The sequence below is a fragment of the Maribacter confluentis genome (assembly GCF_030505015.1).
In the GTDB taxonomy this organism is placed as follows: domain Bacteria; phylum Bacteroidota; class Bacteroidia; order Flavobacteriales; family Flavobacteriaceae; genus Maribacter; species Maribacter sedimenticola.
Genome location: NZ_JAUKUC010000001.1, coordinates 91,517 through 116,361 on the forward strand (window position 1 = coordinate 91,517; position 24,845 = coordinate 116,361).

The following is a 24,845-nucleotide window of genomic DNA, read 5'->3' on the forward strand; positions in this document are numbered from 1 at the left end:
CTTTTGCGACAAGTTGACGAAAAGCCTCTGAAATTTTTCTTCTCCAAATTTTCAATTAAGCCAAAGGTTTCAATAAATACGAAAAGCTGAGCTTTTAATGGCGCTGGAGAAGTGGCTGAGAATTGCGTATAAAATAAAATGGCAAAGCATTTTGATTTTATGAAAGCAATATGCTGTTGGCCGAGCGGCTATTTTACATAACGGCAAATTATAGATACAAATAAATTATTTCGTCGTGCGCAGCACACCGTTAAAAATGTTTCATGACCCTGTTGTGAGTTTTAATCGATTCTCAGGGCTTGAGGGATATTTTACATAATAGAATTATAGCTACTGATAATTACAACATTCCAGTAAAACGGCTTTGACATAATATCTGACGATATGAACCTAAAGGCGTCATATCTGATATTATATCAAATGCAAGCATGCGCCGTTTTACGACATATACCAATCTGTACTATAATGTCTTGCGTTATGTAACTTGAGCTTTGGTTAAAAGCGAAAGTATCTACAATTTTCTTTGATTTTTTTCTTTATAAAATTTTTCTTCTAAAAGGTAACGAAATCGAAAAGCAATTTCGCTTTGAGATTCATGAATACCTTTAAAAAATAATAAACAAGCAATGAATAAACACTTATTAACTGACCGACGATAGGAAGGAAGGCAATGTGTGTGGAGTGAGTAGGAGCCTTAATAGGCTAATTATCAGAAAAGTGTTTATTAAAATGTTGAAAACTAAGATAGATTAAATTCAAAAATCAGAATTGGATTGTTAAATTTATATTCTCAATAATCTCCCTGATACATTTAATTATAATAATTGGATGATTTTATACCATCCATGGAATAACTATCTGAAATTTGAAAGATTTAATCTTTATTAGCCACGCCGTTCCACAAGATGATTACTTGGCTGTTTGGCTGTCTTCGAAATTGAGTTTAATGGGTTATAATGTTTGGGTGGACAAGGAAGATTTAAGGTCTGGTAGTGCTTTCTGGAATGATATTGAGGTTAATATGAGAGATAAGTCAATAAGATTTATTGCTCTTGTTTCATATTCTTACATAGAGAAGTCTAGAAATAAAAACACTGGTGTATTTAGCGAAGTTACTTTGGCAAAATCGTTGTCAAAAAAAATTGAAAATTACATAATTCCTTTAAAAGTGGATGATTGTAGTTATGATGATTTTCCTATTAACATTCTCCCTCTTGATACTATTGACTTTAGTAAAAACTGGGGTTCTGGACTAAAAAAACTTTTAAAAGAGTTCGAAATTCAGAACATACCGAAAAATAATAGTGCAAGCAACGTTCTAACACTATGGCATGATTACCAAGACATAAGGGGTGAAGTGCTTAAACAAGAGGAGTTTTATGGTTCAAACTGGTTCGTTTCATCTCTACCCGAAACGATTTCGATTTATAAGTTTACCGGAGAACCAAAGTCCATCTATGCAGAAATACCTTTTCCGGTTATTAGAAATGGTGATTATTATCTAGGTTTTTTTGATGACTCTAGTTTGTATTTAAGAACTGAGTTTAAAGAAACTATTGCTGTAGAAGAATTTTTAGCAGATGATGTTTGTGTTTTGAATAATGGGGATAAAATTTTAGATACGGAGCCCAAGTTTACCAGTTTAATGAATAAATCAATCTATAATCATTTCTATCATAATGAAGACTTTAGAGCTTATCCTATTTCTAACAAAAAACGGGTAATATATCCAATTCACACAGGGTCTAGTAGCGGCTTTGTCTCATTTTTCCGAAATGGGCGGAAAGGGAGAAGAAAACTAAAAGGGAATAAACCAGTTAATTGGAGCTTTGGTCTAAGTTTTGTTTTTCAACTCTATCCTTTTCCCCATTTTATTGCTAATCATCATATTCTGTCTTCTGATGAAGATGGTTTTTTTGATATAGATAAACAGCTAGAATATAGACGTTCTATTCCCTCTGAGTGGTTTAATAGACATTGGTTTGAAAGAATTTTAGCCTTTATGGCATTAGCCTCAGGCAGTATTGAAAATCAAGAGATAATAATTAATTGAGGAACAGAGAAATTTGCTATAAACTTAGCTACAATGTCATTTATTTCAGATTATGGATATAGAGAAACTTAAATATTACCCTGAACCAAAATTGACATTTGGCAGTAATCAAGCTGCTGAAGACCCGCGGGATGGTTTAATGTTATTCGGGCCGAATGAGAAGTTTTCACGAACATCTATTAAAGCTGGAGTTGTAGGCACTTCTGAAGGAATTCAGTTATATAAAGATTTTGTAAATAAACTTCAATCTCCAATAATTTCATCAAAAAAAATGTATGGTAATGATATTCAAATTGAAGCCCAAAGGCCCAGTTTTGTTGGTTTTGAAGCAATTTATGGCATTGAGTGGGATGATAAGCCAATTTTAACTAAACAACTTCTAGAAATTCAAGTAAATGCTATTCTAGAAGAAAAAAACAAGAAAAAAAGAACAAGAAGTTTAGTTGATTTTTATGCAAAAAAAATAATCGAATCAAAACAAAAAGATGACAAGAGGGTTGATATTTGGTTTGTTATTGTTCCGAGGAATGTTTACATAAAATGTAGATATGGTGCAAAAGGAGAGGAGCTTTCTAAAAAGCTTGACAAAAAAATCACAATGTTGAATGAGGGTCAGTTTAGTTTATACCCTGATTATGATGAAGATTTGAAAGAGCTTGAAAAGCTCAAAGAAGATTCTTCAGATTTTCATAATCTATTAAAGGCCGTTCTATTGAAGAATAAAATTGAGAGTCCAATACAAGTTTTTGTGGAGCCCACACTCAGGTTTAGAGATAAATTAAGAAATAAGGAGTATTCAGAGGATATGAAAGCCCATTTAGCTTGGACAACTTCCGTAGCCATATATTATAAATTAGGCAACAAACCATGGGTGTTAAATGATGTTAGAAAAGATGTATGCTATCTAGGTTTAATTTTCAAACAATTACCTGACAAGTCCAATAAACAATCCGTTTGTAGTGCTGCACAAATGTTTTTGGAAGATGGTGACGGCTCTATATTTAGGGGAAATATTGGTTTATTCAAAAGTGAAAGAGCAGAAGGGTATCATTTAGACGAGATAAGTGCAGAAAGTCTTCTTGGAATGGCGTTAGATGATTTTCAAGAATCAAAAGGATACTATCCAAAGGAATTGTTTATTCATGGAAGAGTAAAGTTTCAAGACAAAGAATGGAAAGGATTTAATAATGCTTTGGAAGCAAGGAAAGCTGAAACAAATTTAAATGGTATTTTGATTAAGGATACAAGGTCGGACGCAAGGAAGAAGCTTAAAATTTTTAAAGATACAGATAGGGAAGGACAAGATAATAACTATGGAATTATGAGGGGTTTGGCTTGGCATATAGACGAAAAATCAGCCTACTTATTTACAAGAGGGTATATACCAAGAACTAATTCAACAAATCATCTTGAAACTGCAAATCCACTTTACGTAGAAATCAATAGAGGAAATTCAAAAATTGAAACTGTTTTGAAAGATATTTTGGCTTTAACAAAACTAAACTACAACGCCTGCGTATATGGAGATGGATTACCCGTAACATTAAGGTTTTCAGACCTTATTGGTAATATTCTAACTGCAACCTCTGAATGGCAATCAGAAATGCGACAATTTAAATACTACATATAACCAAACAAGAAATGATAATCCAAGATGTTCCAGATTTATTAGACATAAATATATTAGCTATTGATGCAATGATTTTGTCGATGATGAGATAAATATGGAGAGAAATTTAAGGTATTATGAAAAATAAAGGGTTCAGGATAATCAATCTTCAAGTTAAAAATCATTATATACTTAAATCTAATGACTTTAAGTTTTATGATAGTAATGATGGCGATGTAGGGCCATATTTTACAGTTATAATAGGTGCAAATGGAACAGGAAAGAGTGAAATTTTACGCTGTTTATTAGAAATATGGAGAGATTTCTACCAACAATTTAATGAAGAAGAATTTCGACCTTTACAATTCTCTTATACTCTTCACTATTCCTTAGAGGGAAAAGAATATAAATACTCAAATTTAATCAGCTCTACGCTTATATCATTAACTGGAAAAAATAAAGGCTACCCTAAATCAAAATTATATAATTCTAGTAATGAGGAAGTTACATTTAATAAAGACAATTATTACAAAGTTTTCCCATTACAAGTAGTTGCTCAGTCCATTATGATGACTGATAAATTTTTTGTACCAAGAAATGAAAAGGAAAAATTAAGATTTGCTCCTTATCATTATTTAGGTATTCGAAATAGACCTCAACAATCTAGTACTGGCTATTATGTAAGACGAACTGTTGATTTAATTATAAGAGCCATAGAAAAAAAATATTTCAATAATGGTATAAAAAAGCTTGTTGAATTTATGGAAACTTCAGGTTCTTTTATAGTTCAATACAAAACAAGTAACACAAAAATGTTCTTTACAGGTGAGTTAACACCTGAAATACTGGATTCTCATTTTAAGGAAATAGAGTTAAAATATAAAGATAGACAGGCACCATATAAATTAGGACATTTCAATAGATTAAAAAAGAACCCAAAAGCACTTCTCAATTTAGTGGATTTTATAAACCTTTTAGTTAAAAATTCTAGATTAGAAAAAATTGAGAGAAGCTCGGCAAAAACTTTAAATTTTGACCTTTTAATTGATGGTCACTTAGACTTCTTAAAAAAACATCAATATGATATTGATTGGTTAAGAAAGATTGGGTTGCTATCTAATCCAGTTATTAAATTTTCTGATAATAATGTAGAATTGCAAAGGGCAAGTTCAGGAGAATTTCATTTGTTCACAACAATGATAGGTATAATGGCGTCCACTAGAAAGAATAGTTTGGTTATTATAGATGAACCTGAAATTAGCTTGCATCCAAATTGGCAGATGCGATATATCGAATTTATCAGAGAGCTATTTAAAGATACAAATAGAGTTACTGCTCATATCATTATAGCAACTCATAGTCATTTCTTAGTGTCTGATTTATATGGTGAAAGTTCTAATATAATTGGACTTAGAAAAGAGGACAATATGATAAAATCAATAGAAATAAATAAAGACACTTATGGATGGTCTTCAGAAGATGTTTTGTACAATGTTTTCAATGTAAAATCTCCAACGAACTATTATTTACAAGCTGATTTAACTGAACTTTTAGGAATGGTTTCCAATAATATCAAAGATGCTAATAAAATTGAATCGATTATTAAAAAACTAAAGAAGCTTCCAAAAAGAGATAACGACCCTTTACAAGAAATCATTATTGAATCTGAAGAGTATCTAAATTCAATCAAATGATTAATCAATTAAATAGACCATATAATTACTCGCTAGAAGAGAGTACTTGTGTAAACAACTCAGGAAATAACTGGGGAAGTCAAACAAATTGTATCAAGGCATTAAAAGTAGCTATGAATACGCATTTTGATAATCATCAGAATGAAAAGTGTTGTTATTGTGGTTTATTATATGATAGAACAGGAAGAGGAGAAGTAGAACATATTGCGCCAAAAGAAGTGGCTAAATACCCGCAATTTTCATATACTCCAAATAACCTAGCAAAAGCTTGTCAATTATGTAATTCATCAAGTATGAAACATACCTATGATTCGGTAAGTCAATTACATCAAGTTTATGAACAATGTGAATTTAAAATTGTTCATCCATATTTAGATAATCATTTATATCATTATAAATTTAATTATGGAGTAAGACAAGTTCTTATTGCAGTAAATAATGATTCAGATAAGGCTAGAGAATCTATTAGGCTTTTTGAATTAGATTCAGAAAAAAGAACAAGAGCTAGGGCTATTGAAAGAAATCAAGAACGCTTAGAAAACCTATATAATTTGCCAATAAATATTAGAAATAGAATTAAAAGAGCTGTGAAATTTAGATAACTATTTAAGTGACACGAAAAACTTACTAGTAGCCTTTAATTCTTTTGTAAATAAAGAAATGCGTTTCTACCCAGACGATGCTTTGGCAGAACGGCATAAGAGAATTTTGGCAAAACAATAGGCGAGGGGAGCGGCTATATTATAGGGGGCTGGTTACTATTTTTCTTGACAATTGAAAAGATACTTTTGCCTTAAAACAGTCTTAAGAGTTACAATGGATCCTAAAATATAGCGATTGAGCCGTACATTGTTTCTAAAATTATCTGTAAGCCTTGATTTTTTTGTTTCTTTTTTTATCAAGAAAAAAAGAAAAGATAAACCTCTTTAAATGAACCAAAACTTTAGCAGATTACAGGATTCAATATTAGTATTATGTACTCTGGAAGCATTACTTTCAGAATATAAAAAGTGCCTTTTAAAAGAAAAATCTGATTCTGTAGTTTATTCGGCTTTAACAAGTCAAATTGTTTTAAACGCTTGTTCATATTTAGAAGAATGGGAATTACTTGGAGCACTTTCTTCTGAAGAACCTAGAATATTAGAGTTGCGCAAAATTGCCAAACCAGCCATAGATAGGATAAAGAAATGGAAAGATTTAAAGCTAGTTAGAAACTCAGTTATTGCTCATAATCATAGGCTTCCTAAACAGGATAATTCTCTTACAATCACCAGCATTAAAAGACGACTAAGTTGTCCAAATTCTCTTTTTGACTATAAGTTATTAATTGGTTGTGTTTATGTAACTAAAAATGCTCTTTTAAGAGTTTTTGGTGAAGAATATAATGAGATAGTCCCATATTTAAAGAACATTGAACAGATTACTCCTGTTAATGAAATTATTAACGAAAAAAGATATCGAAAGGAAAGGGATGAAGTGGTTCTTAATGTTCAAACAGAATTGAATGAGTATTATGCCAAAATAGACTTATCAGATTCTATTTGACATAATGTTAGAAGTGCCTAAAGAGAATGCTTCAAACAAGACGAGAGTAAGCAAGTGCTAAGAAATTATCTCGTAGAGTAATTTTTAGCTGTTGCGGCAAGCTGACGACAATGCTGTAGAAAAAAATCTTGCACACATTTCCTCGAATACGTGATTTTTAATAAGAGCAAAAAGGTTAGCTTTTATTTTGGCGTTGGCAAGCGATGGAAAATTGTGTTTAAAATAAATTGCCAAAGCAATTTGATTTTATATAACAATCGAGCGATTGGTAGCGGCTATTTTACATAACGGCTAATTATAGATACAAATGTTCAATAAACGCTGCGAAGCAAACCGCTTATTAGTTTAATGACCCAAGTTCCAATTATTCTTATGAAAACAAATGCTTCTGGGATATTTTACATAATATTACATTATAGCTATCAAATGGGCTTCTACCATAAATAACCAAATGATAACATTTGTACTATAATTTATATTATGTCAAATAGACTTTTTAGAATGCTACTATTACTTCTATAATAAAACTTTAAAAATTACATCAATATCCGACATACTAAATCCTATGCATCATCTTCGCCGATAATTCAAAATACTCGCGTATGTATAATAGACTTTTTGATTACCCACTATTTAAATAAAATTTCATCCCAACAGAAAAATCTGATTGAGCCATATATTCATCAAACTAAAACAAAAAAAATGCCCATCATTGCTGACGGGCATTACATTTAAAAGTTTAAGCGTCTTAATCTATAACTGTTACGTTTACCGCGTTTAATCCTTTTTTTCCTTGAATTAGCTCAAACTCGACTTCATCGCCTTCGCGTATCTCATCTACTAATCCTGAAATGTGAACGAAATGATCGTTCGTTGAACCTTCTTCCGTAATAAATCCGAAACCTTTGGTCTCGTTGAAGAATTTTACTGTTCCTTTACTCATGGTACTCTAATTAAATGTTACTAATTAATGTACTACATTCAATTATAGTGCCATACATATGTTTTGGCTACGCAGCTTATCTCTTACAGCCTCCGTATTTATCACTATTTGCCGGAAAATTGTAGCCTAATAGGCAGTTTTGTCCTGTTTGGCATCCCAGTCCCTAAAGACGGTCAAGGCTTCCTTACGGGCCAATTGTACAAACTTTATCTGTCGCCCGTCTATATCCTTTTCAATTTCATCATAAATAAACTGGTCATCAAAATCTATGGCCGCGGCGTCCTCTCGGTTACATCCAAAAAATACCATTTTAGGCCTGGTCCAATAAATGGCACCCAAGCACATTGGGCAGGGTTCGCACGAGGTATAAATGGTGCAATCCGTTAATTCAAAATTGTTCAAGGTCTTACAGGCCTTGCGTATGGCCACTACTTCTGCATGTGCGGTGGGGTCATTGGTAGAGGTTACTTGATTGTATCCTTCGGCAATGATCTCACCATCTTTCACCACCACTGCGCCAAAGGGTCCACCTGCATTGGATTGCATTCCTTCCGCGGCGAGAGCTATGGCTCTTTTCATAAAATATTCATCCTGTTCCGTCATCTCTTCTATTATTTTTAACGCTGGCAAATTTCGTATTTTCTTGATTTATACCTGTGCCTTTTCGCCACTAAGTATGCCTTATTCCGTTGCCAAAGCCGTTACCAGCATTTTTGCCGTTCTTACCTTAGAGGTATCATCCGTATAATCGGTCCAAGCAAAATATAGGGTTCCCTCTTCTATTTCCATTTGTGGGAATCCAGATTTGCGTGAACCTTCCATTACGGCTATCGTCCATGGTGTGGACAATGTTCCGTTTCTATCTACTTGCATCACTTTAAAAAAAGCTTTTCCCGCTTCGGATTCCATCCAACTTACTACGGCCGTTTCCTCGTCCGCCCAAAGGACATCTACCCTGCCCATAACATGTTCATCGGCAATTAAAACGGGATCGGAAAAATGCTCGCCACCATCATCGGAAAATATTACCTGTACCCTGGGCGTTTCCTGTGCGGCCGTAAACCACGCAGCGACCAGATTATTTCCCATTGCGGACACTTTTGGTCCGTTGACGGGACAACCTTTTATGACCCAATTATCGGCATGGATGGTTTTTGGTGCCGTCCACTGCCCCTGTACCTGTCTTACAATGCTGATATCCCGCACTTCATCTTCGGTACGGTCACGGTACAGCACCACGGGCCCGTTATCGGTAATGGCGGAAGTGGTCTGGCAGCAGTCGCACGTACTTGCATCCAATTCCTGTTCCTGGACCAATTTTCCAGCTACGGAAACCACACCCGCACGCAAGGTCATTGCCCCCCGCTCCCCTACCTCATTTTGCATGGTATTTCTACCGTCCAACCAATTCACGAAAAAGGCATCCTTGTATGGCGTAACGCTCACAAAACCGTGTTCCGTAGGGGTTGCATCGGTATGTAACGCTAATCCCGTAGTCCATTCCTGTGCATTACGGGGTTTTACGTTCATCTGAATATCATAGGAATAGGTACCCTTGCTGGATTTCTTAAGCACATGGGACCATAAATGGCCGTTGTTTTCCGCGATTATTGGATAATCCGCCCAATTGACAAACCAATCGCTCCCCATTATGATCGTCTGTGCCCCTTGCCATTCCCCATCCTGCAATTGGGCATACTTAACGGTAAAGACCGAATCGTTGACCGCCTCTACCCAAGAAAGTAGGGTCAGGTCTTTATTGGATACGATATGCGGAAGCGAGCTCATTGCCTTGGCGGGCGATTTCATTTCCTGAAGATCCAACTGCGCCACCTCCTTTTTTTGGGGCCGCTCCTGCTGTTTTTTGCATCCTACACATAGCAGGAAAAGGACCAAGGACAACCTATATACTACCTTTTGCATCAGTTTATATTGGTTAACCGTTCTACCATTTCTGGGGTGTTCCATGACATACCGCCGTCAAAACGGGCTACCTGCTCCCCTACTTCATTATAAATCAAGGTTACGGGCAAGGCGCTAATGTCCTTCTCTGGATACGACCCATTGTATTTTATAAACTTAAAATCAAAGCCCCTGTCCAACTTGAACTTTTTTATCTTTTCCACGGATTGGTCCGATGCCAGTAGAAAGACATAGTTTTCCTTTTCCAGGATGGATTGCAGTTCCAGCAAATCGGGCATTTCCTCTATACAGGGCCTACACCAGGTGGCCCAATAGTTCATTAGGATGCGTTTTCCCTTAAAGTCCTTCAACGATACCGCATTGCCCTCTAAATCCTCATAAAGTGATGTTACGGCCTTTTCTTGCACCAAGGGTTGGGCTTTTACGGGAGATGTAGTTTTTGCGTCTTTGTTGTCCTTACAGTTCAAGAATACCAGACAAAGCAAACTGTATGTTAGATACTTTATGGAAGTAGAAAAATAATTTATTCGTAGATACATGTAGAATTATCGGGTTTTATGTAATAGGATTTATAATTTTTGGCCTTTTCATCCATACAGCCACAGAGGTTCAATACCTCTATCCGTTTAAAATCTATGGGATGGGATTCTGCCTGTATGGCGATGTAACCTTCCTTTAACGCCTCTCCTTCCTTAAAGGCGGAATCCAAGTAGCCGGCAATATTTCCACCGCCAATAGTGGGCGAGCTATATGCCATGACCACTTTATCCTCCATCTTATGCTGTATCAATGAATCGCCCAAAACCAAGACTTCCACGGTTACCCATTGGTCCCCATGATAGGTATTGGAAACGGAGTTTACGCAATGGGTCGTAAATAGACTATCGTTCAAAACCACATTGGTGCCCGGGGTACATAGATTGGCCGTAGTGCGCGGTTGGTTATCATCGCCCCCTAATAATTGCAGTTCCAACGAAATGGGAAAATCCTGGTCCAGGCCTAGAGTGCCCGGTTCTTGACAATGCAACATCAGTCCGTTATTACGAAAGGCCCATGCAGGACCATCGGTCATTTGATCGCCAACAAATCTGTAAGTGGCCCTTAGTTTATAATGCGAAAATTTTTCCTTGTAAAACAAATGTCCAAAATTGCCCTTGAACGTATCGGTCTTAGCATACCTGACACTCAACAGTCCATCATCATACACAAAACGGTCCCTATAGTTTACCCCAAGGGCGGCACCGGTAAATTTAGGGGTCCAGTCCCCATAGTTGCTGCCATCAAAAATAGCTATCCAGTCCTCTTCCGCTTCATTGGTGGACTTTTCCCCACAGGCAATGCATACTACGATGACCAATGGTAGCACCAATATTTTAATACTTGACCTAAAGGCGTTTTTACTTGAAAAAATAGCTATCAATTTCATGGAAGTTCTAAATGGGTTATTCAATAATGTATTCTTGCTTAAGCACCTTTACGTAAGCGTAAAAGAACTGTACGAACTTACTTTAAATCACGATTGAAAACAAAAAAAAACCGTTCCTATTCAGAACGGTTTTCCTATAATTGAATACTATTTATTTTATGGCTACAAGCTCTAGCTCAAACGTAAGGTCCTCACCGGCCAATGGATGATTGGCATCTATCACAATATTGTCATCATTTACTTCCGCAACACGCAGTTGCTTTTCACTACCGTCCGCATTGGTGGCCATCAGTGCCATATTTACTTCTACCTTTAAATCTTCAGGCAAATCCGATTTGTTTACGGTCTGAAAAAGTTCCTTGCGTTTTTCGCCATAGGCTTCTTCCTTGGCAATTACGATGGTCTTTTTTTCATTGGGCGCCATATCCAACAATCCTTTTTCAAAACCGGGGATTAAGCTACCTTCTCCTAATTTCACTTCCAAAGGCTCCCTGTTTACGGAACTATCAAAGACTTGGCCATCACTCAATTTTCCTGTGTAATGAAGTACTACTCTGTCGTCTGCTTTTACTTTGCTCATACTGTTTTATTCTACTAATTTTCTTTTATAAGAAACAAAGGTATCGTTCTCATAGGCCAAAAAAGAATTATAGCGCAAAACCTTGGGCTTTTAGGTTTAGTTTAACGTAAATAAGCATGTATTAAGCGATTTACACTCCATTTAGACCCAATTTCACGAACGTAGTTGTGCATAGCTCTACCGTTTCTTTAGGGCCATACCCCATTTCTGAAGCAATTAAAACCGTATATTTAAAGGTCAACTTAACAACCAACAAAATTACGTTCATTATGAAACTACACTGCTCCTTAGGCATATGGGTATGCCTTTTTCTATGCTTTAATATTACCATAGCCCAACACACTATTGGAATTTTTGACGGAAATACCGCCGTAGGCAACCCAAAAATCAAAGGTACCGCCAATTACAATGCAAAGGACCAGACCTATACCTTAACAGGATCAGGTACAAATATGTGGTTTGGCGCTGATGAATTTCAATACCTATGGACCACCATACAAGGTGATTTTATAGTGAGGGCCACCGTACATTTTAACGGTGAAGGAAAAGACCCCCACCGTAAGGCCGGTTGGATCATCAAGGACAACCTGGATACCAACTCCAGACATGTTAACGCCAGCACACATGGGGACGGACTCACCTCTTTACAGTACCGTAAAACGGTTGGAGGAATACCGAAGAATTAAAGTCCGACCAACAATCGCCCACCATAATACAATTGGAACGCCGGGGAACTACCTACATAATGTCTACGGCCAAATTTGGGGAGGAATTCGTAAGTGAGACCCTCACCGATATGGAGTTGGACAATGAAGTTTATGTAGGTATCTATGTCTGTTCCCACAACCCTAAGGTATTGGAGAGCGCTACCTTTAGTAACGTAAGAATTATAAAGCCCGTAGCAGAAGATTACACCCCGTATAGGGATTATATTGGCAGTAATTTGGAACTAATGGATGTGGAGAGCGGTCATAGAAAAATACTCCACCATTCCGCCCATTCTATCCAAGCTCCCAATTGGACAGTCGATGGCAAAAAATTGATTTATAATTCCAAAGGACATCTTTATAATTTTGAGTTGGAAACTTCTACCATAACTCCGTTAAATACCGGATTTGCAGTACATAACAATAATGACCACGTACTTACCTTTGACGGAAATCTCTTGGGCATAAGCAACCATAACCAAGACGACGGGGGTAAATCCGCACTTTACTATTTGCCCACCCAGGGGGATTCACTACCTAAAATTGTGACCAAACCAGGGGTCGGTGCCTCCTATTTTCACGGGTGGTCTCCCAATAATAAGGAAATGTTGTTCACGGGCGAACGCAACGGCGCTTATAACATATTTTCAATCAATGTAAAATCAGGAAAGGAAGAACAACTGACGGATTTTGCTACCTTGGATGATGGACCTGAATTTGATGCTAAAGGCAAATATATTTATTTCAACTCCGTACGTTCCGGAACCATGCAATTGTACCGTATGAAGGCCAATGGAAAAAAACAGACCCAACTGACCTTTGATGACTATAACAATTGGTTTCCCCATATTAGTCCCGATCAAAATTGGATAGTCTTCATTTCCTTTCCAAAAGATATTGACCCTAGCCAACATCCGTTCTATAAACATTGCATGTTAAGAATTATGCCCGCCAAAGGAGGAACACCCAAAGTTTTGGCCCATATTTATGGTGGACAAGGTACTATTAATGTTCCAAGTTGGTCTCCGGATAGTAAGAAAATAGCTTTTGTAACGAATACGGATAGTTATTAAATGATAACTTTATATAGAATAGCTTAAATTATTGATTATTATCTTTATCAATTTCCTTTATAGCACCTTCATAACGTATGGATAAACGGTCTGATGATGTGACCGATACTTGTGCGGTTCTATTTGGGTAGACCAACAAATTAACGGTATACTGTTCGGTATTGTTTTTGGCCTTGAACTGAATTTTAAATGCGCTTTTGTCTGCATCATACACCCCTGAATACGATTTTGCACGACCATCAAATTCAATACCGGTAGCGGATCCATAGCCTGCATTGAACTGTCGCTCTCCATAATAGGGCAAATTACCGGATACAGAATCGCCCATCACCCTTAAATAATTAGGATTGCCCATTAGATTGATGCGGGTAACATTACTTCCAGGAGGCAAAAGACCTGCATTGGAAATACTATTTAGACTACGTGTAGCCATAGGGTTTGCCCATTCCGCAATGAATTCAAAGGATTGATGGTGCATAACCTCCTGCAACGAACTGATCTCTGCTTCTGTGGGTGCCTTGGTTATAGAACAATTCCACAAAAGCGCTGAAAATAACAAATACAAAATTTTCCTTCCCATAGCTTTTAATAGTATCGATAATGCATTATAACCCACTAAAATTATGCCAGTTAAGGATTCCTTCACAAAAATGATGCTAAAATTCTTCCTCCTCGAACTGGGTATCGGCTAAGATCGTTTTTTGCACCTTTTCGGAATTCAGGTCCTTGTAGAGTGCCTTGATCAGTCTAAGTCTCTTTTTTTCGGAAATATCCAAAGTATCCAGCGCCCTGATCTTTTGCAGTAATGCCATTCTACGTTTTAATTGTACCGCTGCATAATTTGGTTCAAACTGGTACATAATAGGTCCGTCTTCCTCAACGGACCAGGATGACTTTTTCTGTAGGCTGTCCGTTTGCGCATGTACTGTTGCTACACTGAATAATAAGCAGCAAAATGCAAAACGATATAACGTTTTCATTGTTTGATCATTTAGGTTCTTCCCTAAAGTACTAACAAATTTCAAAATAAGAACATGTATGGTTTATTTACTTATCCAAAGATTTCCACTCAACTTTAATGTAAATGATAACGTACTAAGAGTTCTTACTGGATTTTAAGGTGTAGTCCGTAAAATCATCCTCAAGTTCAAAGGTTGCTTGAATATGATAATTTACATCATGAAATTGATCGGGCATTAACTCATTGGTCCCACGTAAGTAATTCAATAAGGACTCGTTGGCAGCGATCAATTTCTCTATTTTTTGTTTTAGATATTCCTTGGACTCGAAAAGTGCACAGGTAGAAGGCTCATATAGGTATGAATCTATCTTAATTCTTATATGCTGAAGAATGTTATAACAACGTTCTAATTTTCCTAAACATTTAGATTTGTCCTGAACATTTTCCATAGCACAAAGGATTTAAATGGTTTGTGGGAATTTTAGTTCAAATTAAGGAAGTTGATCGAAGATAAATGGACTTTTACATGCTTTAACTTAAATTTAAGTTTCCCACCTATAAGATAACAATTTAAAAACAAAAGGGTTAGAAATTCATAACTTAAATGAAAATTATTTTTAAGTTTTTTTTAGTTGTACGGATTAACGGAAATGAGTACCTTAAACTAAACTTTCAACCTATGAATATCAATTTTGAATATGACGATGTCAAAGCCAGCAATCGTTTAGAGATTATGGCTGCCCAGAAATTAGAAAAATTAATGGACAAATTCGATTTTATAGTACGATCCGATGTTTTTTTTAAGAAAGAAAACACCTCTTCCCCAGACACCGGTATGGTATGCAACATCCGCTTGAGTGCCCCAGGGCCACGTTTGTTTGCACAATCCTCCACCGCTAGTTTTGAGGCCTCCATTGCCTCGTCCGTAGAAGATTTACAACGACAATTGGAAAAACGTAAGGCCAAGATGCAATCGCATTAAACACTATTATTCCGGAGCTACGGAAGATGTTGCTTCCTTAGTCTCCTGTTCATTGGCTATTACTTCTTGTATTCGTTCAGAAAACGGATTGCGTTTTAATTCCTCGATCAAACGCTTTCGTTTTCTGTCCGAAATATCAAGGGTGTCCAATATTTCCTTAGTGTGGTATTGATACGCAATTCTACTCTGCTTTAATGCAATTCTCTTAGAAGCCGGAAGCACAAAATCCGACTCAAATTGGTTCAATAGCGTACGTTTTTTTACGTAAGATTTCACCATTACGGTGTCTTGAGCCTGCGTTGTATGAATTCCTACAAAAAATCCTACAACGACAACCCCAAATAGGGTAATATTTTTCATGTCAATAACGTGTTCTAAGAGAAAATTAATACATAATATACAAACCCCAATATTCTACTATAAACTTATCTCTTTATCGAAAAAAGTTTACATTTCGTCCATACTTCTAATCCACGATTTTGTCGGTAATTTTTAAACTTAAGTTGTAAGTCTATTTAATTTTTTTAAGTGCGAATGTAACCATAACTTTATATGGTTCTCCATTCATTTTTAAAAGCAAATTCCTCTTGGGGCTTACGTTTACGTTTGGCTTTTTCTGCCTCTTGCAATTTCTCCGGTAAATCGCTTAACGTTCCACCGTAATAACCAATGGCAATTCCTGTCGTAATATGATACTCCTCTGGCACATTAAATATGTTTTGGGCTTTTTTCCAATCCAGACCTGCCATATGGTGCATTGCTATGCCCATATGTTCCGCTTGTATGGCCATGGTCCCCAAACACATTCCCAAATCGTGCAGGGCATGAAAATTTTCCTTACCCTCCGGATTGGTTTTCTTATAGGCGGATAGCATAAGTACCGGAGCATTGGTAGCCCATGACTGATTGAACTCTCCCAAACATTCCGCTATTTTATCATAGGTATCCGATCCTTTATGCGCATATATAAATCGCCATGGTTGCCAATTATTCGAACTGGCAGACCACCTAGCAGCTTCAAATAAAGTCTGCATTTCTTCTTCACGTAGTTCTTGATTGCTGAAAATCCTTGGGCTATACCGCTGTTTCAGTAGATTTAACAGTTCATGATCCGTATCCGCAACTTTTTCCTTTGCAATGTGTTCTTGCTGTACCATATTTATTTTTTACAGTTAAAAATTTATTTTAAAAGTACGTTTATATGAAAATTTTGATTGATCTTATCCCATTAATTTTTAATGTATTGAGTTGATTCTCAAGCTGTGAAGAAATTGCTAAAATAATTTTCAAAAGGACTATTTATAGTACCTTTGCCTCTTTTAAATTTGAATATGATAGTCTGGATCGTTTTTATTGCCTTTGTACTTGTTTTTCTAGCCTTAGACCTTGGAGTGTTCCATAAGAACGACCATGTCATAAAATCTAAGGAGGCCGGAATATGGACAGCTATATGGGTAACCGTTGCCTTAAGTTTTAGCGGCGTGATCTATTGGTTGTTCAATACCGGACTAATTGAAAACCCAACCGGACTTACACCCAACAATGCCGTATTAAAATATATTACGGGTTATTTGATTGAGTTGTCCCTGAGCGTGGACAATGTTTTTGTCATAGCTGTAATTTTCAGTTCTTTCAAGATTCCGCCTTTGTACCAACATCGTGTTCTATTTTGGGGAATTTTGGGAGCCATAGTATTTAGGGCACTGATGATTTTCTTTGGGGTTGCCCTCATCACCAAATTTGAATGGATTATCTATATTTTCGGTGTTTTTCTGTTATACACTGCATTTAATATGCTCAAGGGCGAGGATGATAATTATGATCCAAAAAATTCCTTTGTATTTAAACAGATCAAAAAGATTTATCCCGTGACCACCCAAATGCACGGACATGATTTTTTCATTAGAAGAATGGGCATTAAAGCTGCTACTCCACTATTTGTAGCCCTAATCGTTATTGAACTGACCGACATTCTTTTTGCACTGGACAGTATACCTGCTATTTTGGCCATTACCGCTGACCCATTTATTGTATTTACCTCTAATATTTTAGCAATATTAGGCCTAAGGTCTATGTATTTTCTAATTTCAAGAATGCTTGAAAAGTTTAGGTACATTAACTATAGCCTGGTGGTGATCTTAGCATTTGTTGGACTTAAAATGCTCTTTTCGCATTACATTGAACTACCGGAATGGGTATCCTTAGCGGTTATTTCAATTTCATTGGTATCTGGTATTTTAGCCTCGGTACTGATCAAGGAGAAAACAACACCATAATCAGTAATCTGATTAAGGTTATGAAGTATTGATGCAGCTATTGATAACAACTTATTTTTGCGATAGTTTTGCATCTATAATGGCCAATGCATCATTTACCGTTTGCATCTGATCCATATCCTCATTCTCTAACCTGATATCAAAAGCATCTTCCACATCCAATACAATATCCACTAAATTGGCCGAATTAATGTTCAGGTTTTCCATAAAGTGACTATTTTGCTTAATATCGGCAACATCCACATCTTCAGGTAAATATACTTTTACAATATTTTTTAAAGTTTGATATTTTTCATCCCTTTCCATAAATACTAATTTTAATACCGATTGGTTTATGAATCCGATTTGTAGGATTTGAAAATGACACAAGCATTAACATCTCCAAAGCCAAAACTTGCCTTTGCAATAATTGATGCATTATAAGAAATTGGTTCCCGAGGAACACATTGTTCACTAATAATAGATTCAATGTCCGGATGCAGATCATCACAGTTTATATTCTTAAAAATAGTATTTTCTTGAAACTGCAATATACTTGCCACACATTCTATGCTTCCGGCGGCTGCCAAACAATGACCAACCGTTCCCTTAAAAGAATTAATATACGGAAAATCCTTGCCAGAACGCCCCAAAGCCTTGCTCCAATTTTCTATTTCCAACGCATCTTTGGATGTCGCCGTCAAATGTCCGTTAACTACTTCGATATCCGCTGCACTAATACCTGCATTGGAGATAGCCTTGCGGATACAACGCTGCACCGCCATACTATTTGGTGCGGTCATGGATCCACCGCCCAGTTGTCCGCCACTATTGAGCTCTCCACCCAAAACTTCTGCATATATTCTTGCACCCCTTCTCCGGGCACTTTCCAACGATTCCATTACCAATGCCCCTGCACCACTACCGGGTATAAATCCGCCAGCAGTGGCACTCATAGGTCTACTGGCCTGGGTAGGATTATCGTTATAGGTCCTTGGCAGTATGCGCATTGCATCAAAACCGCCCCAAACGTAAGGTCCGCTATCACTACAACTACCCGTTAAAATTTGTTCTGCCCTACCTTGGCTAATGCGGTCATACGCCATGATGACCCCTTCGGTACCTGTGGTACACGCCGCAGAATTCGTCGTCACTTGATTTCCGCACCCTAACAATCCACCTAAATAGGCACTTATACCGCTTGCCATGGTCTGTATGACCGATGTGCTTCCCAACCGACGAACGTTTCCCTCATCAATTAAATGAATGGCCTCCCTAAACTTGTCGACCCCTAGAATACCGGTACCAAAAATAATGCCTTGGTCCCAATTTGGAATTGACGTGGTATTTTTACTCAAACCGGCATCGGCCCACGCATCCATACCCGCTATGACCCCATATACAATTCCGGTTGCGTTTAAGCCCCGGAGTTCCAATGGCGTAAAATAGTTGTCCAACATGGCCTGGTTTACCGGTGGCTCACCGGCTACCTGACAACCAAAACCTAATTTTTCAAGTTGTGGCCGGTGCGTAATTCCACTAGTGCCCTGAATAAGGGCTTGGGTAAAATTGGTTAACCCTATACCGTTTGGGGCACAAACGCCCATACCTGTTATCACTACGCGCCTACCCATTATTGAAACCTATCATGCCCGCTATGGTACCCTTGCAAACCAAGTTATTCTCCTCATTAAACATTTTTACGCTACATTTTAATTTCTGAAACCTAAAATATTCCAGTACGGATACTACCCGTACAATCTCTCCCGGAAAAACCGGCTTAAGAAACTCCATTGCGGTGCTGCTCATGCCAATGGTCAGCTGCTGTAAATTCTTTTCATCCTTCAATAAAAAAATTCCTAAAGACACTATACCTATTTGCGCACAGCACTCCGTCAACAATACCCCCGGCGTAACTGGGCGGTCCTTAAAATGTCCTTTATAAAAATAAGCATCCGGTGGAAAACGATACTGACCTTCCGCTCCCGTGGCGTGTATATTCGTAAGTTCATCCACAAACAAAAAAGGTTCAGTATATGGTAAGGCCTCCAGTACCCATTTCCATGATCGTTCACTCATCTTTTTGCTATATTCATTACTGTAAACTTTCCCCTCCATCGACCTTTATGACCGTGCCGGTTATCCATTTTGCTTCATCAAGCGTCAACATATATACTGCATTGGCCACATCTTCCGGTGTTGTCAACCGTTTATTAGGATTGCGGGCCAAGGCATGTTCTTTTATGGATGCATAGCCTGGTATCATTTTTAAGGATTTGGTGAGGGTAACTCCCGCTTGTATGCAATTGGCCTTAATTCCCTTTGGTGCAAATTCCAAGGCGATATTTCTCGTTAACGCTTCCAACGCGACTTTTGCCACGGAAACTGCGCCATAATTGGGCAATGCCCTTGTATTGCCCTCGCTTGTAAATGAAATGATACGTGTATCCGCAGCGAATACATCTGAGGCAAATAATGCTTTGGTCCAATCATAAAGGCTAAGCGCCATTGCCTCTAACGTAATCTTAAAATCCGCATTTACCAAGGTTGACCCATGGTCCGAATACATTGGTTTCAACGTACCTTTGGCCACACTATGCACCAATACCTTGATGCAATGTCCTTGAGGAAGCAGATTCTGAATTTCCATAACGGCCGCAGTGCGTTTATCCGCATTAAAAGCATCTATATTCATGGTAATCAACTTATTTCCATAAGCCCTGATCATATTAAACGAAGCTTCAATATCCTCCAGCTCCGAACGCCTGTCCCTATGTATAATAATTACATGATAACCATGAGCGGCCAACTTTTTGGCCGTGGCAAATCCCAGGCCACTACTGCCGCCTAAAATTAAGGCCCAAAACGTATTGTCGTTGTTTGTTGTACCCATAATACATTACCATTCTATTAATACACGCTGTGCAGAAAACCCAGGACCAAAACTTAAAATTAGTCCCTGCTCCCCAACCGGTATCGGCTTTTCCAAAAAACGCTCTAATACATATAATACGGTGGCACTGCTCATATTGCCATATAAGCGCAAAACTTCACGGGTATCATCTATATTCTTACCCAACGCTCCAAAAAGCGATTCTACCGTCTGTACGATTTTCTTGCCCCCAGGATGAAAGATCAAATGGTCCACATCGTTTATAGAGGTTTTATACTTTTTTAAGAAGGGATGCACAATATCTTCAAAATGATCGGCAATGGTTTCGGGTACTGCAGGATCAAGTATCATTTTTAATCCGTGATTGGTCAAATCAAAACCCATCATATGGGTGGCATCCTTAAAATGGTACATTTCCTCTCCTACGATCTTGGGCCCTACTGCATGTTCCTCCGATGATAACAGAACACATGCCGCACCATCACCAAATATGGCCGCACTAACCATATTGGCCATGGAAAAATCATTCAGTTGAAAAGTAGCGGTAGGACTTTCAACGGATATCAATGCAATACGTTTTCCCGGATTGGATTTAAGGAAATTATGAGCATATATAAGCCCGGACACTCCAGCGGCACAACCCATTTCAGTTACCGGAAGCCTTACGACATCCTTTCTTAAACCCAACGCATTAATGAGATAAGCATCCAAAGACGGAATCATGATACCCGTACAACTTACCGTAATGATATAATCCAAGGAATCTGCCTGCCATTTGCTTTTATGCAGGGCATTTCTGAGCACATTTTCGCCCATACGTTTAACCTCCCGTACATAAATCCTATTTTTATCCTCAAAAGTGGTTGCTGAAAAAACCTCTTCGGGCGGCATTATGGAATAACGTTTATCCACGGCCGCACCCTCAAATATCTTAATTACCTTTCTGGTAAAACGTTCTTCCTGACCGCTTAACCAGAACTCCACTAAGGGTAGTATTTCTTTTGTCTCCCTATAATATTTGGGCAATTCTTTGGTGACACTAACAATTCTTGTATAATTCATAGCCATTCTTACCCTAATCTACTACTTCTTTTTTAAAATCCACAGATACCTGAAGGCCCATTTCCATTTAATATAATGATCCGCCCCATCAACTTGATGCGCATATCCCATTAGTTCCCTTCTTTTAAAAGCCCTCAGAATAGATAAAAGTCCATCCTTTTGGGCAATTTCCGTCTTAATAAAAAATAGCCCAAACACCTTGAACAAATAGTATGCAAGTGGATTTCTTTGTAAATCATTAATAACTACACCTATGGAAGCCAATGAAACAAACCTTTTTAAAAATCTAACAATTTCCATATCGTTAAAATGATGAAGGGTCAAGGTGGTCATTACAATATCAAATTGCGCTGGTAAAAATTCCGCGGATAAAATATCACGTTGCATATACCTAATTTCCGGAAATTCAACCGAATTTCGCCGAGCCAATTCCAAACTTTGTGCATTGAGGTCCACCCCTATCAATTGAACCTTAATCTTTCGCTTTCTAGCGGCCAAAGCGAGTTTTCTTAGCATAGTACCCTCTGCACAGCCCATATCCAAAATCGTATACGATTCTTTTCTTTTTTCTGCAATTAACTGAAATACAGCATTTAATGTTATAGCGTATCCTCCTAATAATCGATTTACCCTATTGATATCGTTTAAAATGGCTTGTAGTGACTCTTTGGACCCTTTATAGTGATCCATAATTTCAATCTCCGTACTTCTTTTAGAAAAATCCTTCATCAATGCACTAGTTTACCATGTGTTTTAGAAATAATATAATTTAAGACACGGGGAGACTTTCCTATAGTGCGAATTCCTAACGAAACCCACTTATCGTGCATTAATATAGACTGTAATTTTCTACCCATCCATATACGCTTTCCAAAATTTGCGGACCAGGCTTTTATATATTCTTGTTCCAATTGTGTGCGATCGTATGCCGAATCATTTTTATAGGCCACAATTAACTCGGCCACAATTTTTGCACTATGAACCGCCATGGCCATACCATTACCGCACAACGGATGAATTAGTCCAGCCGTATCGCCACACATTAACATATGATCTACAACTACCTCTTTTTTGGAAAATGAAATTTGGGCAATGGTCATTGGTTGTTCAAAAATTGGAGTTGCCTCTTCCAAAAATTGCTTTAAATACTTGTTCTGGGCCACCACTTGGTTATTGAACTCCTGTACATCCTTATAGCGCTTAAAACTGTTATAATGTACCAAATAGCAAAAGTTAATGTGACCTAGCTCCGTTGTTGATAGTCCGCCGTACCCTCCTTCAAAATTATGAAGACCCACAACATCCGATGGAAAATCATTCCAGGCATAATGACCTTTTACCGCCAACCAACCGTGCTTCATTAAACTAAAATTCCGTTTAAGGCTTTTGTCCAATAAAGAACGTTTACCATAGGCACCTATAGCCAATTTGGACGTGTACGCTCTGGTATTCGTGGTTATAATAAAGGTATTTTCCCTAAAATTACATTGAACTACTTTTTCAAAATAGAAATGAACACCTAAAGCTTTGGCCCTCTTATACAATAAATTATCCAAGGTATATCTACTGATCCCGTATCCCCCAAGGTCCAAATTGGTCTGCAATAAATCACCTTTTACGGCTGAAAGCTGAAGTCTTTTTATATCTACCGCACCTACATTTTGGAGATCAATACCCAACCTGCCCAGATAAGGTGCTATTTCCTTAGACACATATTCCCCGCACACCTTGTGGTGCGGATATGTATTGGCTTCCATAACTGCTACGTCCATACCTTCTTGCGCCAAATGTATCGCAACGGTCAAACCGGCCAATCCACCACCTATGATAACAATTTCGTGTTCTTTCACTTATGGAAAGTTACGTCAAAACAAAAAACCCTGCTATTAGCAGGGTCTTTATTTCTAATTCAAAAGCATAAAAATATGCCTCTTAGTTTGTTTGGGACTTCGCCTCTTGTTTTAATTCCTCACTTGCAACAATGGCCAATTCCACACGTCTGTTCTTTGCCTTACCCTCAGACGTAGTATTATCGCCTACAGGTTGGTTCTCTCCATACCATTTGGTATCGAACCTACTAGCGTCTATACCTTTTGCAACTAGGTAGTTGGTAACGGATTGTGCCCTTTGCTTGGACAGATTCATATTATATTCGTCCGCCCCGGCACTATCGGTATGTCCCTCGACCAAAATATTGGATTTTGGATATTCCTTAAAAATGTTCGCCAATTTATCCAAAGTTGCGGCCGATGTTCCTTGTACGTTAGATTTATTGGTATCAAAATATACCCCTGCATCTTCATTAAAGGTTACATTGATACCTTCTCCAACCCTTTTTACTTCCGCACCAGGTATTTCCTCCTCAATACGTTCTGCCTGACGATCCATTCTGTTACCAATATATCCACCAGCGGCTCCACCAATGGCAGCACCCAATATTGCACCAAGGGCCGTATTATTTCCACTACCTACGTTATTGCCCAACACTCCGCCAATTACGGCACCACCAGTGGCCCCTATAACTGCACCTTTTTGCGTTTTATTTGCATTTTTTACCGTACTACAGCTCATTACCATTGCCAGTGCAAGAATATAGCTGGTCTTACGTAATATCATTGTTTTCATATATTTAATTTTAATTATTAAGTAGGTTATTATTTTTACTGAATTCATAGACCACGTTCACAGGTGAACCGTCTACCATAACGTTGGATTTTAATACCATTGCATAATCTGTAAGGGTATCAATAGTCAATCGATATCCTGCACCGCCCGATATATCCTGATTTTTTTCATTGATGAATTTAAATTGTAGCTGACTGCTATAATTTTCCTCTCTTTCTACCACAGACCATCTAATATAGCGGTCACCGCCATTACACAGTGTTGACGGACTAATAGTATATCTTCCGGTACTATTATTATCACGAAAGAACCACTCGCTACCTTCTAAGCAGATATCCTCCACATCATTGAACAGTACAGCTTTTACATTACCGGTGTTTCCTTCAAAAGCAACATTATCCAAAGTCCAGGTACCGCTCAACAAGTTTCTTTTAGCTCGTGCATCCTTTGAGATGGAACAAGACGACACTAAAAGAACGATACTGACTAGCCAAACTAATTTCTTCATAAATAA

At 37.6% G+C, this 24,845-nt stretch carries 30 protein-coding genes; 9 read left to right on the forward strand and 21 right to left on the reverse strand.

Annotation, left to right across the window (positions count from 1 at the left end; all coding sequences use genetic code 11):
• The first annotated feature begins 865 nt into the window (after window positions 1–865).
• From Q2T41_RS00470 to Q2T41_RS00490, 5 genes are all read left to right on the forward strand, one after another.
• Window positions 866–2,053, forward strand: coding sequence for a toll/interleukin-1 receptor domain-containing protein (locus Q2T41_RS00470; protein WP_304434178.1), 1,188 nt, complete (start codon window positions 866–868; stop codon window positions 2,051–2,053).
• 52 nt (window positions 2,054–2,105) lie between these two features.
• The gene (locus tag Q2T41_RS00475; protein WP_304434180.1) at window positions 2,106–3,683 is read left to right on the forward strand and encodes an argonaute/piwi family protein; all 1,578 of its coding nucleotides are present in this window, start codon (window positions 2,106–2,108) and stop codon (window positions 3,681–3,683) included.
• A gap of 116 nt (window positions 3,684–3,799) precedes the next feature.
• Window positions 3,800–5,356 (forward strand): AAA family ATPase, encoded by a 1,557-nt coding sequence (locus tag Q2T41_RS00480; protein WP_304434182.1) that lies wholly within the window; start codon window positions 3,800–3,802, stop codon window positions 5,354–5,356.
• Entirely contained in the window at window positions 5,353–5,958 is a 606-nt protein-coding gene (locus Q2T41_RS00485) for a hypothetical protein (RefSeq protein WP_304434184.1), read from the forward strand. Before Q2T41_RS00480 ends, Q2T41_RS00485 begins: the two co-directional genes overlap by 4 nt.
• A gap of 328 nt (window positions 5,959–6,286) precedes the next feature.
• Window positions 6,287–6,901, forward strand: coding sequence for a hypothetical protein (locus Q2T41_RS00490; RefSeq protein ID WP_304434185.1), 615 nt, complete (start codon window positions 6,287–6,289; stop codon window positions 6,899–6,901).
• Window positions 6,902–7,649: 748 nt separating this feature from the next.
• On the opposite strand, the gene Q2T41_RS00495 is transcribed toward Q2T41_RS00490, so the two are convergent.
• From Q2T41_RS00495 to Q2T41_RS00525, 7 genes are all read right to left on the reverse strand, one after another.
• Window positions 7,650–7,844 carry a cold-shock protein gene (locus Q2T41_RS00495; protein ID WP_089260297.1) on the reverse strand — a complete coding sequence of 65 codons (195 nt, stop codon included), beginning with the start codon at window positions 7,842–7,844 and terminating at the stop codon, window positions 7,650–7,652.
• A gap of 126 nt (window positions 7,845–7,970) precedes the next feature.
• Window positions 7,971–8,447, reverse strand: a complete 477-nt coding sequence (locus tag Q2T41_RS00500) for a nucleoside deaminase (RefSeq protein ID WP_089260296.1) — start codon at window positions 8,445–8,447, stop codon at window positions 7,971–7,973.
• Between the two features lie 78 nt (window positions 8,448–8,525).
• Entirely contained in the window at window positions 8,526–9,812 is a 1,287-nt protein-coding gene (locus Q2T41_RS00505; protein ID WP_304434188.1) for a hypothetical protein, read from the reverse strand.
• Window positions 9,767–10,306: a TlpA family protein disulfide reductase gene (locus Q2T41_RS00510; protein WP_304434190.1), complete on the reverse strand. Its 540-nt coding sequence runs from the start codon at window positions 10,304–10,306 to the stop codon at window positions 9,767–9,769. Before Q2T41_RS00510 ends, Q2T41_RS00505 begins: the two co-directional genes overlap by 46 nt.
• Window positions 10,291–11,217, reverse strand: a complete 927-nt coding sequence (locus Q2T41_RS00515) for a 3-keto-disaccharide hydrolase (RefSeq protein ID WP_304434192.1) — start codon at window positions 11,215–11,217, stop codon at window positions 10,291–10,293. Before Q2T41_RS00515 ends, Q2T41_RS00510 begins: the two co-directional genes overlap by 16 nt.
• 127 nt (window positions 11,218–11,344) lie before the next feature.
• The gene (locus Q2T41_RS00520) at window positions 11,345–11,773 is read right to left on the reverse strand and encodes an FKBP-type peptidyl-prolyl cis-trans isomerase (protein ID WP_304434194.1); all 429 of its coding nucleotides are present in this window, start codon (window positions 11,771–11,773) and stop codon (window positions 11,345–11,347) included.
• Window positions 11,774–11,903: 130 nt separating this feature from the next.
• Window positions 11,904–12,041, reverse strand: coding sequence for a hypothetical protein (locus Q2T41_RS00525; protein WP_304434196.1), 138 nt, complete (start codon window positions 12,039–12,041; stop codon window positions 11,904–11,906).
• A gap of 1 nt (window position 12,042) precedes the next feature.
• On the opposite strand from Q2T41_RS00525, the gene Q2T41_RS00530 reads away from it, so the two are divergent.
• Together Q2T41_RS00530 and Q2T41_RS00535 are read left to right on the forward strand one after the other, a co-directional pair.
• A complete protein-coding gene (locus tag Q2T41_RS00530; RefSeq protein ID WP_304434198.1) occupies window positions 12,043–12,459 on the forward strand; it encodes a hypothetical protein in 417 nt (138 codons plus the stop codon).
• A gap of 59 nt (window positions 12,460–12,518) precedes the next feature.
• Complete coding sequence (locus tag Q2T41_RS00535) at window positions 12,519–13,553, forward strand: TolB family protein (RefSeq protein ID WP_304434200.1); 1,035 nt, start codon at window positions 12,519–12,521, stop codon at window positions 13,551–13,553.
• Between the two features lie 28 nt (window positions 13,554–13,581).
• Here the strand turns inward: Q2T41_RS00535 and Q2T41_RS00540 are convergent, their stop codons facing one another.
• From Q2T41_RS00540 to Q2T41_RS00550, 3 genes are all read right to left on the reverse strand, one after another.
• A complete protein-coding gene (locus Q2T41_RS00540; protein ID WP_304434201.1) occupies window positions 13,582–14,133 on the reverse strand; it encodes a DUF4251 domain-containing protein in 552 nt (183 codons plus the stop codon).
• Window positions 14,134–14,209: 76 nt separating this feature from the next.
• Complete coding sequence (locus Q2T41_RS00545; protein WP_304434203.1) at window positions 14,210–14,533, reverse strand: hypothetical protein; 324 nt, start codon at window positions 14,531–14,533, stop codon at window positions 14,210–14,212.
• A gap of 115 nt (window positions 14,534–14,648) precedes the next feature.
• A complete protein-coding gene (locus tag Q2T41_RS00550) occupies window positions 14,649–14,963 on the reverse strand; it encodes a hypothetical protein (RefSeq protein ID WP_304434205.1) in 315 nt (104 codons plus the stop codon).
• Between the two features lie 230 nt (window positions 14,964–15,193).
• Here Q2T41_RS00550 and Q2T41_RS00555 point away from each other — a divergent pair, with 230 nt between their 5' ends.
• Window positions 15,194–15,496 (forward strand): HPF/RaiA family ribosome-associated protein, encoded by a 303-nt coding sequence (locus Q2T41_RS00555; protein ID WP_089260611.1) that lies wholly within the window; start codon window positions 15,194–15,196, stop codon window positions 15,494–15,496.
• A gap of 6 nt (window positions 15,497–15,502) precedes the next feature.
• Here the strand turns inward: Q2T41_RS00555 and Q2T41_RS00560 are convergent, their stop codons facing one another.
• Together Q2T41_RS00560 and Q2T41_RS00565 are read right to left on the reverse strand one after the other, a co-directional pair.
• The gene (locus Q2T41_RS00560) at window positions 15,503–15,856 is read right to left on the reverse strand and encodes a hypothetical protein (RefSeq protein WP_304434208.1); all 354 of its coding nucleotides are present in this window, start codon (window positions 15,854–15,856) and stop codon (window positions 15,503–15,505) included.
• A 188-nt stretch (window positions 15,857–16,044) separates the two neighbouring features.
• Window positions 16,045–16,653 (reverse strand): nitroreductase family protein, encoded by a 609-nt coding sequence (locus Q2T41_RS00565; RefSeq protein WP_304434210.1) that lies wholly within the window; start codon window positions 16,651–16,653, stop codon window positions 16,045–16,047.
• Between the two features lie 174 nt (window positions 16,654–16,827).
• On the opposite strand from Q2T41_RS00565, the gene Q2T41_RS00570 reads away from it, so the two are divergent.
• A complete protein-coding gene (locus tag Q2T41_RS00570) occupies window positions 16,828–17,772 on the forward strand; it encodes a TerC family protein (protein WP_304434212.1) in 945 nt (314 codons plus the stop codon).
• A gap of 51 nt (window positions 17,773–17,823) precedes the next feature.
• Here Q2T41_RS00570 and Q2T41_RS00575 read toward each other — a convergent pair whose 3' ends face one another.
• The 9 genes from Q2T41_RS00575 to Q2T41_RS00615 all read right to left on the reverse strand — a co-directional run bounded on the left by Q2T41_RS00575 (window position 17,824) and on the right by Q2T41_RS00615 (window position 24,839).
• On the reverse strand, window positions 17,824–18,078 hold the full coding sequence (locus tag Q2T41_RS00575) for an acyl carrier protein (protein WP_304434214.1): 255 nt from the start codon (window positions 18,076–18,078) through the stop codon (window positions 17,824–17,826).
• Window positions 18,079–18,104: 26 nt separating this feature from the next.
• Entirely contained in the window at window positions 18,105–19,385 is a 1,281-nt protein-coding gene (locus Q2T41_RS00580) for a beta-ketoacyl-[acyl-carrier-protein] synthase family protein (RefSeq protein WP_304434216.1), read from the reverse strand.
• Window positions 19,378–19,830: a 3-hydroxyacyl-ACP dehydratase FabZ family protein gene (locus tag Q2T41_RS00585; RefSeq protein ID WP_304434218.1), complete on the reverse strand. Its 453-nt coding sequence runs from the start codon at window positions 19,828–19,830 to the stop codon at window positions 19,378–19,380. The genes Q2T41_RS00580 and Q2T41_RS00585 overlap by 8 nt, the downstream gene beginning before the upstream one ends.
• Window positions 19,831–19,846: 16 nt before the next feature.
• Complete coding sequence (locus Q2T41_RS00590) at window positions 19,847–20,644, reverse strand: SDR family oxidoreductase (RefSeq protein ID WP_304434220.1); 798 nt, start codon at window positions 20,642–20,644, stop codon at window positions 19,847–19,849.
• A 6-nt stretch (window positions 20,645–20,650) separates the two neighbouring features.
• Complete coding sequence (locus Q2T41_RS00595; RefSeq protein ID WP_304434221.1) at window positions 20,651–21,706, reverse strand: type III polyketide synthase; 1,056 nt, start codon at window positions 21,704–21,706, stop codon at window positions 20,651–20,653.
• Window positions 21,707–21,727: 21 nt separating this feature from the next.
• A complete protein-coding gene (locus Q2T41_RS00600; RefSeq protein ID WP_304434223.1) occupies window positions 21,728–22,435 on the reverse strand; it encodes a methyltransferase domain-containing protein in 708 nt (235 codons plus the stop codon).
• A complete protein-coding gene (locus tag Q2T41_RS00605; protein WP_304434225.1) occupies window positions 22,435–23,556 on the reverse strand; it encodes an NAD(P)/FAD-dependent oxidoreductase in 1,122 nt (373 codons plus the stop codon). Before Q2T41_RS00605 ends, Q2T41_RS00600 begins: the two co-directional genes overlap by 1 nt.
• A gap of 82 nt (window positions 23,557–23,638) precedes the next feature.
• Complete coding sequence (locus tag Q2T41_RS00610; protein WP_379921833.1) at window positions 23,639–24,322, reverse strand: YiaD family glycine zipper/OmpA-like lipoprotein; 684 nt, start codon at window positions 24,320–24,322, stop codon at window positions 23,639–23,641.
• A gap of 19 nt (window positions 24,323–24,341) precedes the next feature.
• Window positions 24,342–24,839 carry a lipocalin family protein gene (locus tag Q2T41_RS00615; protein WP_304434229.1) on the reverse strand — a complete coding sequence of 166 codons (498 nt, stop codon included), beginning with the start codon at window positions 24,837–24,839 and terminating at the stop codon, window positions 24,342–24,344.
• Between the last annotated feature and the right edge of the window lie 6 nt (window positions 24,840–24,845).